The sequence below is a fragment of the Sphingomonas sp. UYP23 genome (genome assembly GCF_054059235.1).
Genome location: NZ_JBSSBX010000006.1, coordinates 1 through 15,266, shown reverse-complemented (window position 1 = coordinate 15,266; position 15,266 = coordinate 1). Strand labels below are relative to the sequence as shown.

The following is a 15,266-nucleotide window of genomic DNA, read 5'->3' as shown; positions in this document are numbered from 1 at the left end:
CTCGGCCGCTTCGCGCCGATCGCGCTCCACTGCGCCGCTCAACGTTGCCGCGAACCCGTGCAGCCGGCCCGCCACCCACTGGCTCGCATCGCGCAGCCACTCCGATCCGAGCTCGATATACTGACGCAAACCGCGTCGCTCGAGGACGCCGGCATTGTGCTGGGCAACCTCCGTCACCGGCTCATACGCATGGCCCTCGCGCTGCGCCTCCCGCTCGGCCCGACGCTCCATCGCCGCCACCCCCGGCCCCATATGCACCGTCGCCTCCTGCTCGATCCCGCGCCGCTGGTGGCTGCGGTGATCGACCCGCTCGGCCACCTGCGCCCGTTCCAGCGCTGCGTTCTGCATCTCCGCGTAGCGCGCCCGCCAGCGCTCGACCTCCCCGCTCGCCTTCTGGTCCAGTTCGCGGCTTTTCTCCCCCAGCCCCTCCGCGCCGATCCGCCGCGTCGTGGTCAGAAGGTGCGCATGGTGGTTGCGCTGATCGCCCTGCCGACCAGGTGCATGGATCGCCACGTCCACCGCCACACCGTGCCGCTCGCTGATCTCACGGGCGAGGTCCAGCGTAAGGGTGCGGCGCTCGTCGGCAGACAGCTCGGCCGGGAGCGCGATTTCATATTCCCGCGCGACCGTCGAATTCTTGCGCGTCTCGGCCTGCTCGGCCGCGTTCCACAGCGCCGACCGGTCGCGCACCCATTCGGGTGCGTTGGCAGGCGCGACGATCTCGCGGTGTTCGATGCCCTGCTTGCGGGTGTAATCGTGGACGACGCCGGTGCGCTCGTCCGCGATCTCCACACCCGCACGGTAAGCTGCTGCTGCCGTCGCGGTGCGACCGGCAGAGCGGCTTACCGTCTTCACCGCAAGATGGAAGCTCGCCATCGCCGCGCACTCCTTTGCCATGCGGGAGCATGGCGCGGGCGACAGCCCGCTGGGGTTCGGGGGTACCCCCCGACGCACGCAAACGCAAGTTTGCATAAGTGCGCCATTTACTCCTTTCAGTCGCTCTGGTGTAGTGCTACCTCTATGCTGTAGCGAAAGGACCGATCATGGCCGCTCCCACACCCGAAGCTATAGAAAATGCCCGCCTCAAGGTCCAGCAAGCCAAGGCCCGGTTGCAGTTGCTCGAAGCCCGCACCGCCACCCTCAACCGCAAGGCCGATGCCCGCCGCAAAATCATCCTCGGCGGTCTGCTCCTCGATGCTGCGATGAAGGACGCGGAGTGGGAAGCCGGCCTTAAAGAATTGATGGACCGGATCGTTCGTGACCAAGACCGCAGGGCGTTCGAGGGTTGGACCTTCCGGGGTGTTATCGATGGCTGACCCGTTTGACCCTTCCGATTTCGACGCTCCCCCCTCCAGCGATCCCCAGGCGGATTACCGAACTCTGCTCGATGCCATGCGCAAAGCCGGGGCCGAGGGGGTCGCGGAGCAAACGGCCGCGCTGGCCCGCCAGATCGCGCATGAGGCCAGCCAGCGGGCCGACTGGAGCCAGCAGGTAGGATTGACGGTCCAAGACCTTCAGCAGGCCGCAGGACGGCTGCAGCGGGCCAGCACGGGTATCTGGCTCGATCGGTTCAAGGAATGGCTCTACGCCGCCCTGATCGGCCTGGGGCTGATCTTTGCGGCCGCCCTCGCCTACCACTGGGCCAAGGAACCCAAGATCGAGCAGCGCATGTACGGCTGCGCCGGTCACTGGAACGCCAAGACCCGGGCCTGCAAAGACGGATGGATGCCCTTGCAACCGCAACCGGCCGGGTAATTTATGGGTGTACGATAAATCGCGCCAATGCCGACAAGCACGAGGTGAGGTTCTACTATGACCAAGTTTGATCCCGAGCTGCACGATGACAACCCGTCGATGGACACCACGTTCATGGCCGGCATGACACCCTCCCGGCGCGGGCGGCCTAAGTCAAAATCCGCTTGGATGCCAAGACGGTCGAGCATCTGCGCGGCAGCGGCCCCGGATGGCAGACCTGTGTGAACGCCCTGCTTCGCTAACTGGTGAAAACGGGTCGGATCTAATCCCTCGCTGAACCGCCACGACGCCTGACAATCGGTAGATGGTCGGCCCTCGACCAACTTCTTCTTCGTCAAGCCTGCGGCCGTTAGGCCGCTCTGTGACGGCGTAGCCGGCACGCATCAGCAGCGCATTGGCCGTAGGCCAATTCCATATTCTATCTCGGATCGTGCCTCGCGCGCACTCGCGATGATTCTAATTCTCTATGATTCTATGATTCAGGAGAAATAAGCCTTTGATTGTAAAGCAAGAAACAGCTCCACCTACGAGGAATGGGGCGGTCAGGTACGAGGAATGGGGCGGCGACCTACGAGAAATGGGGCGGTCAGGTACGAGGAATGGGGCGGGCTAGAGTCGCAGAAGCGAGGTACGAATAGATATTGATACGTAGCTCGTTTCTATGCACACCTTGCTTATGTCCGATCCCCCCTCCCTCGGCCGTACGATGAAAGCGGCTTCGACAGCCGCTGTGCGTAATGGACACGCAATCGTGAAAGCCGGCGAGTTCATTGAGGCCCGCTTTGGCGCAGGTGTTTCTCCGTCCTTGGCAGCGCGCAAAACCCTCGCACTTTTGATTGCCAAAGCTGCGGGTGAAGCATGGCAGCCCGGCTCTCACGTGATTGCAAAGCGCGATCTTCGAGGCAGTCATGAGTCCAACGACAGGATACAGGACACGCTCGATGAGCTGATGGACATCAAATTTCGGATGCCATCCACATCGGCGCAGGGTCGGTCAGCCACGCTTACCGCTGCGCTGCTAGCTTGGACACTCAACGAACATACTGACGATGGCCTTGCCACTGTAGAGTGGGAATTTACGGCACCAGCTCGGGCTGTGCTTCAGGGCAGCGATTATTATGCCCGGTTAAACCGGGCCGCACTGCTGGCCTTCCGATCAAAATACGCAATCACGCTCTACGAGATGGGGTGCTTACTCGCTGGACGCCGCGAACCTCGATGGTCCGGGACAATCGAAGAGCTGCGAGAGCGCGTCGGCGTTGCTCCCAAAACGATGCTCAACTTTTCTGATTTCCGACGTTTCGTTCTCGACCTGGCAAAGGCCGAGATCGATCAACTCGCCGCATTCACTATGGACTGGTCCGAAAAGCGTGGTGCTCGGGGAAAGATCACCCACGTCACCCTCACCTTCACGACGAAGGATGACGACGCCACCAATGCCGCAGCCGATGAGGCAGGACGCCACAGCACCGGACGTCGATCGCGGCGTGAGGGCACCGCAGATACCATCGTCGATGCTGCCAGCCTCATCGCTGTAGCAGCAACGCGAATGTCGGTTTCCGATACCCTGCGATGGCCCGCCGATGACCGCGTGGACGAATTCCAAACTCCAGAACTCTATGCGATCGGCCGGACATTGGGTGGCGGCCATGCCGTCCAAAGGCTCGCCGACCAATACGTTAGAATTCTCAAGGATCGCCGTCGCAAGCTTGTCGGGGATGCCCTCAAGGAGGACTGGACGAAATGGGTTACGGGGTGTTCCGCCAAGTGGGGACGAGCCTGATCCGTTTCCAATGATGCGTGTTCCTGCTAACTGTTAGCTGACGGCAATTTGAAACGATATGCAACGGGGTACTGGTTAGATGGCTTACACCTTGGGCGAGGCTGCTAAGGCCACCGGCATCAGCAAGGCATCTATCTCACGAGCGATCAACAGTGGCCGAATATCAGCGGTTAAGAACGAGAGTGGATCGTTCTCGATCGAACCGGTTGAACTGCACCGGGTCTATCCACCGAAGTCTTCCGCAACGGTTAGCGAAACGCTATCTGAAACAATGCGCAACACTGACAGTGGAACAGGTAACACCGCCAATTCCAACGTGTTACAGGCACGCCTTGATGCCGCTTTGGAACAGTTGCGCGACCGAGACGGCACGATCGGTGATCTTCGTCAGCGCCTTGATCGGTCGGACGAGGAACGACGCGAGGCGCAGGCCCGAGTGATTGGGCTGCTGGCAGGACCCGGCCCTACGGAATCCAAGCGGGGGTTCTTTGGTCGCCTGTTCGGCCGACCCGAGGAGTAACGTTGCAAAAGGGGTCTCTTTTGCGACGCAGACGCGATCCATTAGCGGCCGTTAGCGCTTCTGCTACCTTCGAAAGTTTGCATCGAATAGGAGAGTGCGTAGTATCCGCAGATGCTTCCGATCCTGCTTTCGTTCGTGCTGTTCGCCCAACAGCCTGCTCCCTCCCTGAACGACTTCAATGGCGACTGGACCACGGACCTCAGCACCTTGAGCAAGGAGCCAGAGCCGGAACGGGTTGTGGTGAAGGGTAAGCGGTTTTCGAGAAGCAAGGGAGCGGTCAGCGTACCGGCCGATGGGCAGTTCCACTCCCTTGGCGACGTCCCCTATGTAGACGCGGTAGCTGTCACGATCCTGGATCGGCGTCGCGTACGAGAACTCGATCGCTTTAGAGGCAAGATAATCTACTCAATAACCTATGCCGCCTCCGGCGACGGGCAATCGATGCGAAGGACGATCACCGATTTCGGCAAACCGAATGGCCGTGCAGTTTCGACCGTGATCGATTCCGCCCGCGACGGGCGTCACAGCCCCGGCGAGCATCTGGTGTCGGGTGCTTGGCGTGCTGTATCGATCAAGAAAAGCCAAACGGGCTTGATCGACACGATCAGGCTTCGCGACGGTCGCTACAGCCTCCTGGGGCATGACGGCTATGGCTACACTGCCGTTATTGGTGGCCCGCCCGTATCAATTCGTGGTGACGCCGAGACGGGGCGGGTTAGCGTGACTACTCAGGCGAACGACACCGTGATCGTGAGAATGTCCCTCGACGGCAAGAAGACTGCGTTGCAGACGCTGCGCCTTCAGCCGGACCGTCACACCATCAAGGTCAGTGTTCACCGCGAGGCTGACGGAGTCGAAAAAACCTACCTCCTCCGACGCGTTAAATGACCCGGAAATGATGCAAAACTCAAAAGTTTTGCATCGTCGCATCAGGGCTAAGCCGCCGGTTCGCCGACCCCAGAATTTACCTTTTTGTCGAGCTTCGGCCGCTTCCCGATATCCGTCATCGACCGCTTGGGAGACCAAATGCTGGCAGTTGTCGCTGTGAATCTGTTTACCCTAAACGATAAGCATTTTTAGATTTATAGAAAGTACGTCGCTTCGAGATTGTAATCTGGGGGCATTTGAAATGAAGCATGTTTTGATTGCGAGCGTTGCTCTCGCTGCTTGTCTGCCCTCAATGGCGGCTGCACAGTATAACGTGCAGTGGGCAGCACCGGCTTCTAGTGCGGGTCGAATGGCTTCTTTTCCGATGGGTACGCCATTGCAGCTCGCCACGCGGACGGAGCTCAATACCAAGGACAGTCACGCCGGGGATCGCTTCTATCTGGAAGTGGCGGAACCCCTGATGTATCGTGGTCAAGTTGTCGTTCCGGTCGGCTCGATTGCAGTCGGCGAAGTTATGCGTTCGGAGCGCAATGGTCATTTTGGAAAGCGCGGTCAGCTTGATATCCGAATTAATCATGTCGAGACGCCGAGCGGGCCTGTTCGCCTCTCAGGGCGCACGGCCCGCCATGGTTATGGACAAGGCTTGTTGTCAATTGGAGGCGCTTTGCTTGTTTCGTGGCCAATGATCTTTATTCACGGGACTAGCGGTAGACTTCCGGCAGAAACTGCCGTGACCGCCTATTTGGCGGACGATCTACGCTTCAACCTTCAGCCTAGCTCAACCCAAGCCGTAGCGGCGATGCCCGACGGCGATCGGCAGACGCACCGCCCCCTGCCAGCAAGCTTTGATCCATCGGTTTTCTCATCAACCGGGCCGTGATTCGATAAGAGCCGCGCGATTGCCCCCCCAAACGTCTTTTTCGGCAAGGACGGCCGCAAACCTACCGTTGCAATTTCCACCTGCTGCCCGTCAGCCGGCCTGGCCGCTGACAACCACTTTTCGCATCTGATGCAAAACTCACAAGTTTTGCATCGCTGCAAAAACTGCGGCAATCCTAGCATATTCTGATGCGCAAATCCGATGCGCATCATTGAATCGGCTACGACCGGAAGTGTGAAGGAAATCGGATGCCGTGAGGCGTACGATATCCTCCAAAGCAGGAAGCCGCGGGCCACGTGTACTGGCTATGGGGATTTCGAGTTTGGCCCGGCTGTGCGGCGCGTGTGACGGCTGTCGAGGCGCGTATCGGCGGCCGAGATCATGGTCCCGAGGGGCAGTGTCCGGGGTGCATCTTGCCCATGATCGCAGGTTGAAGGTGCCGCTGATGCAGTCGGTGATGTTGCCAGCACGAGCGGCAGCATCGCCGGAACCGCAAGACCTGCGTGGCGGGATGAAGCTGAGCCATGCGGGGTCATGGCGTGGTCGTCCCGGTCGATGCGGTGCTCTGCGGCGGTGCGCGCGGCTGCCGCCAGCGTTCGAAGGTCTCTATGACGACCATGTGCCCGCCGCAGCATGGACATGGCGGTCGAACGTCTTCCGGCCCGGTCGGCGCATCGGTGATGGCCGGCGGTGCAACGCCAAGTAGCTCACGGATCCGCTCGAGCTGCCCCTTGCGGGTGGCACCGGCGAGCAGGCCGTAGTGACGGATGCGGTGGAAGCCTTTTGGCAGGACATGGAGCAGGAAGCGGCGGATGAACTCATCGGCCGCGAGCGTCATGGTCTGCTGGCGGTCGGCTCCGTCTCGGCGGTAATCCTTGTAGCGGAACGTCACGCCGGTCTCGTCGAAGCGCAGCAGCCGGCCGTTCGAGATCGCCACCCGGTGGGTGTAGCGCGACAGATAGGCGAGCACCGCCTCTGGTCCCGCGAACGGTGCTTTGGCGTAGACGACCCAGTTCTTCTTCCGGACCGGCGACAGGTGGCGCAGGAACGCACGCCGGTCGGCGAGATGGCCCATGCTTCCGAAGAAGCCGAGCCGCCCGGTGTCGCGCAGCGCCATCAGTCGGGTGAGGAACAGGCGGCGGAACAGCTTGCCGAGCACGCGCACCGGCAAGAGGAACGCCGGGCGCGACGACACCCAGCGGCTGCCGTCGGGCGACAGCCCGCCGCCCGGCACAATCATGTGGATGTGCGGGTGATGGGTCATCGCCGATCCCCACGTATGAAGGACAGCGGTGATGCCGATGCGTGCGCCAAGATGCTTGGGGTCGGCGGCGATGGTGGTCATCGTCTCGGACGCCGCCTGGAACAGCAGGCCGTATAGCGCGGCCTTGTTCTGGAGGGCGATATCGGCGACCTCGGCCGGCAGCGTGAACACGACATGGAAGTAACCGACCGGGAGCAGGTCGGCCTCACGCTCGGCCAGCCAGGCGCGCGCGGCGGCACCCTGGCACCGCGGGCAGTGTCGGTTGCGGCAGCTGTTATAGGCCACCCGCCAATGCCCGCAGTCGGTGCAGGCTTCGACGTGACCGCCCATGACGGCGGTACGGCAATGTTCGATCGCCGACATGACCTTCAGCTGGTGCAGGCTCAGGTGCCCCGCATGCGCCGTTCGATATGCGGGACCAGCGCCGCGAAAGATGTTGGCGACCTCGAGGGAGGTCCGCACGAGGGCGTCAACCGGGCGGCGTCTTGCCCTCCATGAGCGCCATCAGCCGGTCGAGCGGGCTGGTCACGGCGCGGATCGTGCGCGTTGCGACCTTGGTGTAGAGCGCGGTCGTCTCGAGCTTGCTGTGCCCGAGCAGCACCTGGATCACGCGGATATCGACGTCCTGTTCGAGCAGGTGAGTGGCGAAGCTGTGCCGCAGCGTGTGCGGGCTGACGCGCTTTCGAATCCCCGCCGCCTCGGCCGCCTCGCAGACCGCGCGGTGCAGTTGCCGGGTCGAGATCGGGTCGGTGTAGCTGCGCCCTGGAAAGAGCCAGCCGTGCGGCAGAAGGACACTGCGCCGCTTGCCTTCGCGCCACCACAGCCGCAGCAGCTCGAGCAGCTGCGGCGACAGCATGGCGTTACGATCCTTGCGGCCCTTGCCCTCCTCGATCCGGATCAGCATCCGCTTGCTGTCGATATCGTCGGCCTTGAGGTGCGCGACCTCCGACACGCGCAGGCCAGCGCCATAGGCCACGCCCAGCGCCGCCCGGTACTTGATGCCCGGTGCCGCCTCGAGCAGCCGTCCCACCTCATCGACGCTCAGCACGTCGGGCAGCTTCCTGGGACGACGCGCCAGCACCAGCCGCCGCGACAGGTCGGGTCGCTCGAGCGTCACGTCGAACAGGAAGCGCAGTGCCGATACCGAGCCGTTGATCGTGGACTCTCCGACACCCTGCTCGCGTTGGTGAAGCTGGAAGCGGCGCACATCCTCGGCGGTCGCGGTATCGGGCGAGCGCCCGAGGAAAGCCGCGAAGGCGCGGACGTGGCGGATATAATCATGCTGGGTCCGCGACCGCATCGCGCGCATCGCCATGTCGTCGAGCATCCGCTGACGCAGCGGGGTGACGGGTCGTTCGATCGGTACAATCGCCATGATCAAGTTCCTTTGGTTGAAGGAACTCCATCGTCTGCCGCCGCTGCCGCCGGGCCAAACCTCACCGCAAAGGCGCTACCTCACCACCAACACCAATGCCGCGCAGCGGCTTCGTGCTTTGGTGGGAAGCAGTCGTTGCCATGATAGCGGAAAAGGCAGATCAAGCGCTATGCACCCGTTCCCCGTCGCGTCAGAGTTGCAGTTCCTCGTTGGCAAAACGCTTGAGCAGATTTGCCTCGGATTTTGGCGATTTGAGTTCGTCTTCGACAAAGGTAACATCGCTGTTGAAGGCGACTTAGAGCATGTCGATAGTGAAGGCGTAGTTCATCGCCATAATACCGATGCGGACAGACTTGGGCCTATCTACGTTCACCATCTCCTCGGCCAGACGGTGACAACAGCTTTAGTAGAACCATTCTGCCTCACATTGACATTCGTTCGAGGCGATTTGCTTCGTATCTATAGCGATCAGGGGAAGTTCGAATGCGGGCAAATCTATGATGATGAGGGCCGACTGACTGTCTTCTAACGTCTGCTTTTGGGGCGTTTTCTGCCGTCCCAGTGTTGCGAAAGGGTTCCCTTTTGAAACGGCAGGAACCGCCCACAGCACGAAGCCGCTGCGCGGCATTGGTGTTGGTGGTGAGGTAGCGCCTTTGCGGTGAGGTTTGGCCCGGCGGCAGCGGCGGCAGACGATGGAGTTCCTTCAACCAAAGGAACTTCATCATGGCGATTGTACCGATCGAACGACCCGTCACCCCGCTGCGTCAACGGATGCTCGACGACATGGCGATGCGCGCGATGCGGTCGCGGACCCAGCATGATTATATCCGCCACGTCCGCGCCTTCGCGGCTTTCCTCGGGCGTTCGCCTGACACCGCGACCGCCGAGGATGTGCGCCGCTTTCAGCTTCATCAGCGCGAGCACGGTGTCGGGGAAGGCACGATCAACGGCTCGGTGTCGGCGCTGCGCTTCCTGTTCGACGTGACGCTCGAGCGGCCGGACCTGTCGCGGCGGCTGGTGCTGGCGCATCGTCCCAGGAAGCTGCCCGACGTGCTGAGCGTCGAGGAGGTGGCCAAGCTGCTCGAGGCGGCACCGGGCATCAAGTACCGGGCGGCGCTGGGCGTGGCCTATGGCGCCGGTCTCCGCGTGTCGGAGGTCGCGCACCTCAAGGCCGACGATATCGACAGCAAGCGGATGCTGATCCGGATCGAGGAGGGCAAGGGCCGCAAGGATCGTAACGCCATGCTGTCGCCGCAGCTGCTCGAGCTGCTGCGGCTGTGGTGGCGCGAAGGCAAGCGGCGCAGTGTCCTTCTGCCGCACGGCTGGCTCTTTCCAGGGCGCAGCTACACCGACCCGATCTCGACCCGGCAACTGCACCGTGCCGTCTGCGAGGCGGCCGAGGCGGCGGGGATTCGAAAGCGCGTCAGCCCGCACACGCTGCGGCACAGCTTCGCCACTCACCTGCTCGAACAGGACGTCGATATCCGCGTGATCCAGGTGCTGCTCGGGCACAGCAAGCTCGAGACGACCGCGCTCTACACCAAGGTCGCAACGCGCACGATCCGCGCCGTGACCAGCCCGCTCGACCGGCTGATGGCGCTCATGGAGGGCAAGACGCCGCCCGGTTGACGCCCTCGTGCGGACCTCCCTCGAGGTCGCCAACATCTTTCGCGGCGCTGGTCCCGCATATCGAACGGCGCATGCGGGGCACCTGAGCCTGCACCAGCTGAAGGTCATGTCGGCGATCGAACATTGCCGTACCGCCGTCATGGGCGGTCACGTCGAAGCCTGCACCGACTGCGGGCATTGGCGGGTGGCCTATAACAGCTGCCGCAACCGACACTGCCCGCGGTGCCAGGGTGCCGCCGCGCGCGCCTGGCTGGCCGAGCGTGAGGCCGACCTGCTCCCGGTCGGTTACTTCCATGTCGTGTTCACGCTGCCGGCCGAGGTCGCCGATATCGCCCTCCAGAACAAGGCCGCGCTATACGGCCTGCTGTTCCAGGCGGCGTCCGAGACGATGACCACCATCGCCGCCGACCCCAAGCATCTTGGCGCACGCATCGGCATCACCGCGGTGCTGCATACGTGGGGATCGGCGATGACCCATCACCCGCACATCCACATGATTGTGCCGGGCGGCGGGCTGTCGCCCGACGGCAGCCGCTGGGTGTCGTCGCGCCCGGCGTTCCTCTTGCCGGTGCGCGTGCTCGGCAAGCTGTTCCGCCGCCTGTTCCTCACCCGACTGATGGCGCTGCGCGACACCGGGCGGCTCGGCTTCTTCGGAAGCATGGGCCATCTCGCCGACCGGCGTGCGTTCCTGCGCCACCTGTCGCCGGTCCGGAAGAAGAACTGGGTCGTCTACGCCAAAGCACCGTTCGCGGGACCAGAGGCGGTGCTCGCCTATCTGTCGCGCTACACCCACCGGGTGGCGATCTCGAACGGCCGGCTGCTGCGCTTCGACGAGACCGGCGTGACGTTCCGCTACAAGGATTACCGCCGAGACGGAGCCGACCGCCAGCAGACCATGACGCTCGCGGCCGATGAGTTCATCCGCCGCTTCCTGCTCCATGTCCTGCCAAAAGGCTTCCACCGCATCCGTCACTACGGCCTGCTCGCCGGTGCCACCCGCAAGGGGCAGCTCGAGCGGATCCGTGAGCTACTTGGCGTTGCACCGCCGGCCATCACCGATGCGCCGACCGGGCCGGAAGACGTTCGACCGCCATGTCCATGCTGCGGCGGGCACATGGTCGTCATAGAGACCTTCGAACGCTGGCGGCAGCCGCGCGCACCGCCGCAGAGCACCGCATCGACCGGGACGACCACGCCATGACCCCGCATGGCTCAGCTTCATCCCGCCACGCAGGTCTTGCGGTTCCGGCGATGCTGCCGCTCGTGCTGGCAACATCACCGACTGCATCAGCGGCACCTTCAACCTGCGATCATGGGCAAGATGCACCCCGGACACTGCCCCTCGGGACCATGATCTCGGCCGCCGATACGCGCCTCGACAGCCGTCACACGCGCCGCACAGCCGGGCCAAACTCGAAATCCCCATAGCCAGTACACGTGGCCCGCGGCTTCCTGCTTTGGAGGATATCGTACGCCTCACGGCATCCGATTTCCTTCACAATCGCGGATGCTCACCGCCTATCATGGTAGGCTCGAAAGCGGACGCTAGTTGTTTGATGCGCTAAGCGCAGCGTCGCGGAGCCGCATCATAACAGCAAATTGTCTATCGCCTGCCGCAAAATGCTCCGCCAGAGTATTTTTCGGTTTATTGTCTGGCACGGGTTGAGACGAAGCCGCTCCGAGCGGGGGCGGAGGAGGTGGCGGCGGTCCAAAGCAATGAAATATTATGCCTTCATTTCGCTTTGCTCGATCGACAACGGCGTTCTTATAATCCCTGAGCAAAGGCGTGTGGCGAAGAGATTGGACGAATGACCGATCGCGATCTGATCTAGCGCCTACGTAAGCTTCGACCTCCTGTCGGGCACAGAGAGGGACAACGAACACCTGATATTCTTCCACGGCGTCGCGAAAAGCTGTTCGCGCCTCAGGGCTAAGTGAACGGGCTGCCTCAACTTGCTGCGAACACAGCAAACCGATGATTGCTATCGACAAATTTCGTTTCACTTAGCCGCCCCTTGGTCCCACCATACAGGCTCGACTCTACCCTTTGAATATCAACTATCCAATGCTGCCGTATCGAAAGCGGCCCGACCGCTTCCCACCAAACCTCGCCGTTCAGCCCTGCCTCCGGGACAGCCGCGATATCGTCGCCTGATTGACCCCGAGGAGCGCCGCGACGGTGCGCTGCGTGTCGCCGGCAGCAAGCCGCTGTAGGGCCTCAGACTGCTGGTGAGAGGTAAGGGCGGCACGTCGGCCGAACTTGACGCCACGGGCCTGGGCCTGGGCCCTGCCGGCAGCGGTGCGTTCGGTAATACGATGACGCTCATAGCTGGCGGCAACCCCCAGCACGGCGATGATGACATCGGCGAACTGCGAGGTGGTATCCACCATCGGCTCCGCGATCGAGCGGAAGCCGGCACCAGCTTCCTTCACTGCATGAAGGATGTTCAACAGGTCGCGGGTGTTCCGGGCAAGCCGATCGGTGGACGTTACCATCAAGACGTCGCCGGCATTGAGCGCGCCGATCGCGCGCTTGAGCTGGGGTCGCTCGGCGGTCGCGCCGCTTATCTTTTCGCGATAGACCTTCGTGCAGCCCGCCGCGTCGAGCTGGGCGAGCTGCTGCGCCAGGTCCTGGCCATAAGATGAGACGCGTGCATAGCCGTAAATCATGCGCGATTGTGCATTGGAATTATGCATCATGGAAGCGCCTGCTTTCGTGCGGTTTTTCATCTGATGCAAAACTTGTGAGTTTCGCATCAGATGGGCAGCGGCGAGTGACGCTAAGCGAACTCGTCCCGCTTTTGCTCGGGCCTCAAACGACCAATTTTGCGAGCAGCAGCATGCCAGAGGCGGTTTTCAAAATCGCGCAGCTGTTTACCCGCATCGACATCGCCGGCCTTTGCGGCGCGCCTAAGCCAATGCCGATATCCGCTCATGTCATTCCGATTGAAACAGCTCATCGCCGCGTTGGTCGCCGCCCGCGCGTCACCTTTGCGATACGCCCGATAATACAGTCCTGCGGGACTGAACGCATCGGCGGGGGTGCCAAAGGATTTGGCGCTGTTGTCGTCAGATAACCAATCCGCCAGCTCGATCATTGCGCCAGTGTGACCGCGTAGCGCCAGGCGCCACATGATCGGCATCCACAAGCCCGAGTGCCGTTCATACCGAACTGCCAACCCTCTCAGGTAGAGGCGATCCTCCGCTGTTTCGTCGCTCACGTATTCCATCGCCAGACAATCGCATGCCAAAGCGATGCCCGCTACCGGGCACTTCCTGTCGGCCTGTTTGTCACCAGCCCTGATGCAAAACTTTTGAATTTTGCATCAAGAAAGACCGGGTCTCATGGCTAACTGCCGTTCGACTCTGCTCATAGGAAACGGGCGGAAGATCCGTCTGCGAAGCGGATCGAAAGACCTCGATGATCAATGGACCACTTATGCGCGGTCTCCATCTGCAGCCAAAAGCGGCTCGCTAGGTCCATGGCACGCACGTTACCACATCCAACGGCGGTGATGATCCCAGCACTTGCTCCGCCTGTCGCGAGCTTCCCATGCGTCTGCCCTGGAATACTGGTCCACGTGAGCTTGCCGGGGCCGACACTGTTGCATGCCCAGGTGCCGGTGACCGTGTGATCAGGATTGAACCTTAACGTCGCGATCTCCAGTCCGCGCTTGATCACCCTTTCGCTCTGCAATTTCTGCAAAATCCAAACGTGATCTGACGGCCCGCGCTCGGCAGGGTGGGTAACCCCCGCGTCAGGGGCAAAAGCGGCGAGCACTCCAACGACCAATAGCGCCAAATTTGTCACCGCTTTGCCTCCGAGTGTTCGCTATCAGTGCGCCGGCATAGCACAGTGTGATGACGGGTGTGGTCGCTTCCGCCAGGTTACAAAAGGGACTCCTTTTGCAACGTAGGTCGGCCGAAAGGGCGACCGAAGAACCTTGCTCGGATTCCGTGGGGACAAATCCTTCCAGCAAGCCGATTACCCAGGCCTGCACCTCATGACGCTCATCCTCGAACAATTTAATTGCGAAAAACGCGCGTTTTGTGTATATCGCCCTTGAATGCCAAGGAGGGCGCGATGACACAGGTGGCTGCGACCGAGTTTGCCCGTAATTTTGGCCGCTATCGCGAGGAGGCACAGCGCGAGCCGGTCGCCGTGGTGACGCACAACCGGGTCACCGGGTATTTCGTGTCGGCCCGCGACTATGACGAATATCAACGCCTTAAGGCGATGGCCCCTACCGCCCTGGCGGTCGAGGAGCTGGATGGAGCGACGTTGAAGGCGCTGGCGGCATCACGGATGGATTCTCGCCACGACCATCTCAATGCGCTGATGGACTGAGCCTTGTCGCTTCCTACCCCGGAACCGGGCCTGGTCATTCCCTATACTTATCTGTGGCGGCACGAGCATCGCAAAGGGCAGGAGGAGGGTCGCAAGGTCCGCCCCAGCGTCATCGTGCTGGCAGTGCAAAGCCCCAAGGGTGGTGCACCGCGGGTGACGGTCGCACCGATCACGCACACCCCGCCAGCCAAGGACGGCGAGGCGATCGAGCTGCCGCTCCGCGTCAAACAGGCGCTCGGCCTCGATGACGATCGCTCCTGGATCGTGCTGGATGAAGTGAACCAGTTCGCTTGGCCCGGTTATGACATTCGGCCTGTGCCTGGGAGCAAGGATCGCTTTGCCTACGGTTTTATCCCGCCCAAGCTCTACGATACCGTCATCGGCCGTATTCTCGAACTGGCCGCTGCTCGGCGCGTCACTGAAATCTCACGTGATTAGTTGGTGTTTTGTAGCACAGAGCGAGACTGGGAAACGGGAAAGGTCGCCTGTCACCGGCTCAATCCCTGATCGCGTTGCTGGACGCGCTCGCGATCGTGGATGAGCTGCCCCATGGCGTGCGCCATCTGGGGTTCGCGCTGGATCCGCTCGATATACAGATCCTTGGTGTGCTGGTTCGCCCCGTTATAGGCGTCCACCGCCTTGCGCAGGGCCTCAGGCGCCGCCCGCCAATCGCTGCTATGGTCGCCATAGCCGTGGGCGCCCGCCTCGCGCCGCGCCGCGATCGTCCTGAACCGCTCGGCCACCTGCTCCCGGGCATGGGCCTGCTGGCGTTCCTGCACAGCCAGGCGAGCACGCTCGGCGGCTAGCTCTTGACGTTGCTGCGC

General features: G+C 62.1%; 18 protein-coding genes and 1 pseudogene. 12 read left to right on the top strand and 7 right to left on the bottom strand.

Annotated features, from left to right (window positions below):
- On the bottom strand, positions 1-876 hold an 876-nt coding region (mobQ, locus tag ACVWYO_RS24880), incomplete at its 3' end, for a MobQ family relaxase (RefSeq protein WP_457355812.1).
- Positions 877-1,043: 167 nt separating this feature from the next.
- Here mobQ and ACVWYO_RS24875 point away from each other — a divergent pair.
- The 7 genes from ACVWYO_RS24875 to ACVWYO_RS24845 all read left to right on the top strand — a co-directional run bounded on the left by ACVWYO_RS24875 (position 1,044) and on the right by ACVWYO_RS24845 (position 5,826).
- Complete coding sequence (locus ACVWYO_RS24875; protein WP_457355810.1) at positions 1,044-1,316, top strand: mobilization protein; 273 nt, start codon at positions 1,044-1,046, stop codon at positions 1,314-1,316.
- Positions 1,309-1,755, top strand: a complete 447-nt coding sequence (locus tag ACVWYO_RS24870; protein WP_457355808.1) for a hypothetical protein — start codon at positions 1,309-1,311, stop codon at positions 1,753-1,755. The genes ACVWYO_RS24875 and ACVWYO_RS24870 overlap by 8 nt, the downstream gene beginning before the upstream one ends.
- Before the next feature lie 164 nt (positions 1,756-1,919).
- The gene (locus tag ACVWYO_RS24865; RefSeq protein WP_457355816.1) at positions 1,920-1,997 is read left to right on the top strand and encodes a BrnA antitoxin family protein; all 78 of its coding nucleotides are present in this window, start codon (positions 1,920-1,922) and stop codon (positions 1,995-1,997) included.
- A gap of 464 nt (positions 1,998-2,461) precedes the next feature.
- Positions 2,462-3,538, top strand: coding sequence for a RepB family plasmid replication initiator protein (locus ACVWYO_RS24860; RefSeq protein ID WP_457355806.1), 1,077 nt, complete (start codon positions 2,462-2,464; stop codon positions 3,536-3,538).
- 79 nt (positions 3,539-3,617) lie between these two features.
- The gene (locus ACVWYO_RS24855) at positions 3,618-4,058 is read left to right on the top strand and encodes a DNA-binding protein (protein ID WP_457355804.1); all 441 of its coding nucleotides are present in this window, start codon (positions 3,618-3,620) and stop codon (positions 4,056-4,058) included.
- 111 nt (positions 4,059-4,169) lie between these two features.
- Entirely contained in the window at positions 4,170-4,946 is a 777-nt protein-coding gene (locus ACVWYO_RS24850; RefSeq protein WP_457355802.1) for a hypothetical protein, read from the top strand.
- A 241-nt stretch (positions 4,947-5,187) separates the two neighbouring features.
- Entirely contained in the window at positions 5,188-5,826 is a 639-nt protein-coding gene (locus tag ACVWYO_RS24845) for a hypothetical protein (protein ID WP_457355800.1), read from the top strand.
- A 532-nt stretch (positions 5,827-6,358) separates the two neighbouring features.
- Here ACVWYO_RS24845 and ACVWYO_RS24840 read toward each other — a convergent pair.
- Both ACVWYO_RS24840 and ACVWYO_RS24835 read right to left on the bottom strand, forming a co-directional pair.
- The gene (locus ACVWYO_RS24840) at positions 6,359-7,552 is read right to left on the bottom strand and encodes an IS91 family transposase (protein WP_457348794.1); all 1,194 of its coding nucleotides are present in this window, start codon (positions 7,550-7,552) and stop codon (positions 6,359-6,361) included.
- Between the two features lie 7 nt (positions 7,553-7,559).
- Positions 7,560-8,465: a tyrosine-type recombinase/integrase gene (locus ACVWYO_RS24835; RefSeq protein WP_457348793.1), complete on the bottom strand. Its 906-nt coding sequence runs from the start codon at positions 8,463-8,465 to the stop codon at positions 7,560-7,562.
- Between ACVWYO_RS24835 and ACVWYO_RS24830 the strand changes: the two genes are divergently transcribed.
- The 3 genes from ACVWYO_RS24830 (at position 8,464) to ACVWYO_RS24820 (ending at position 11,295) form a co-directional block, all read left to right on the top strand.
- Complete coding sequence (locus tag ACVWYO_RS24830; protein ID WP_457355798.1) at positions 8,464-8,994, top strand: hypothetical protein; 531 nt, start codon at positions 8,464-8,466, stop codon at positions 8,992-8,994. The two genes, ACVWYO_RS24835 and ACVWYO_RS24830, sit on opposite strands and share 2 nt — an antisense overlap.
- A 194-nt stretch (positions 8,995-9,188) precedes the next feature.
- Entirely contained in the window at positions 9,189-10,094 is a 906-nt protein-coding gene (locus ACVWYO_RS24825) for a tyrosine-type recombinase/integrase (RefSeq protein ID WP_457349571.1), read from the top strand.
- A 7-nt stretch (positions 10,095-10,101) separates the two neighbouring features.
- Entirely contained in the window at positions 10,102-11,295 is a 1,194-nt protein-coding gene (locus ACVWYO_RS24820) for an IS91 family transposase (protein WP_457348794.1), read from the top strand.
- A 914-nt stretch (positions 11,296-12,209) separates the two neighbouring features.
- On the opposite strand, the gene ACVWYO_RS24815 is transcribed toward ACVWYO_RS24820, so the two are convergent.
- The 3 genes from ACVWYO_RS24815 to ACVWYO_RS24805 all read right to left on the bottom strand — a co-directional run bounded on the left by ACVWYO_RS24815 (position 12,210) and on the right by ACVWYO_RS24805 (position 13,896).
- Positions 12,210-12,764: a recombinase family protein gene (locus ACVWYO_RS24815; RefSeq protein WP_457355814.1), complete on the bottom strand. Its 555-nt coding sequence runs from the start codon at positions 12,762-12,764 to the stop codon at positions 12,210-12,212.
- A gap of 110 nt (positions 12,765-12,874) precedes the next feature.
- Positions 12,875-13,315 carry a hypothetical protein gene (locus ACVWYO_RS24810; protein ID WP_457355796.1) on the bottom strand — a complete coding sequence of 147 codons (441 nt, stop codon included), beginning with the start codon at positions 13,313-13,315 and terminating at the stop codon, positions 12,875-12,877.
- A 149-nt stretch (positions 13,316-13,464) separates the two neighbouring features.
- On the bottom strand, positions 13,465-13,896 hold the full coding sequence (locus ACVWYO_RS24805) for an META domain-containing protein (RefSeq protein ID WP_457355795.1): 432 nt from the start codon (positions 13,894-13,896) through the stop codon (positions 13,465-13,467).
- 282 nt (positions 13,897-14,178) lie between these two features.
- Here ACVWYO_RS24805 and ACVWYO_RS24800 point away from each other — a divergent pair, with 282 nt between their 5' ends.
- Together ACVWYO_RS24800 and ACVWYO_RS24795 are read left to right on the top strand one after the other, a co-directional pair.
- On the top strand, positions 14,179-14,442 hold the full coding sequence (locus ACVWYO_RS24800) for a hypothetical protein (protein WP_457355793.1): 264 nt from the start codon (positions 14,179-14,181) through the stop codon (positions 14,440-14,442).
- Between the two features lie 3 nt (positions 14,443-14,445).
- Positions 14,446-14,880 carry a hypothetical protein gene (locus ACVWYO_RS24795; protein ID WP_457355791.1) on the top strand — a complete coding sequence of 145 codons (435 nt, stop codon included), beginning with the start codon at positions 14,446-14,448 and terminating at the stop codon, positions 14,878-14,880.
- A 50-nt stretch (positions 14,881-14,930) separates the two neighbouring features.
- Here the strand turns inward: ACVWYO_RS24795 and ACVWYO_RS24790 are convergent.
- Positions 14,931-15,266, bottom strand: a pseudogene (locus ACVWYO_RS24790) (MobQ family relaxase); the annotation flags it as partial.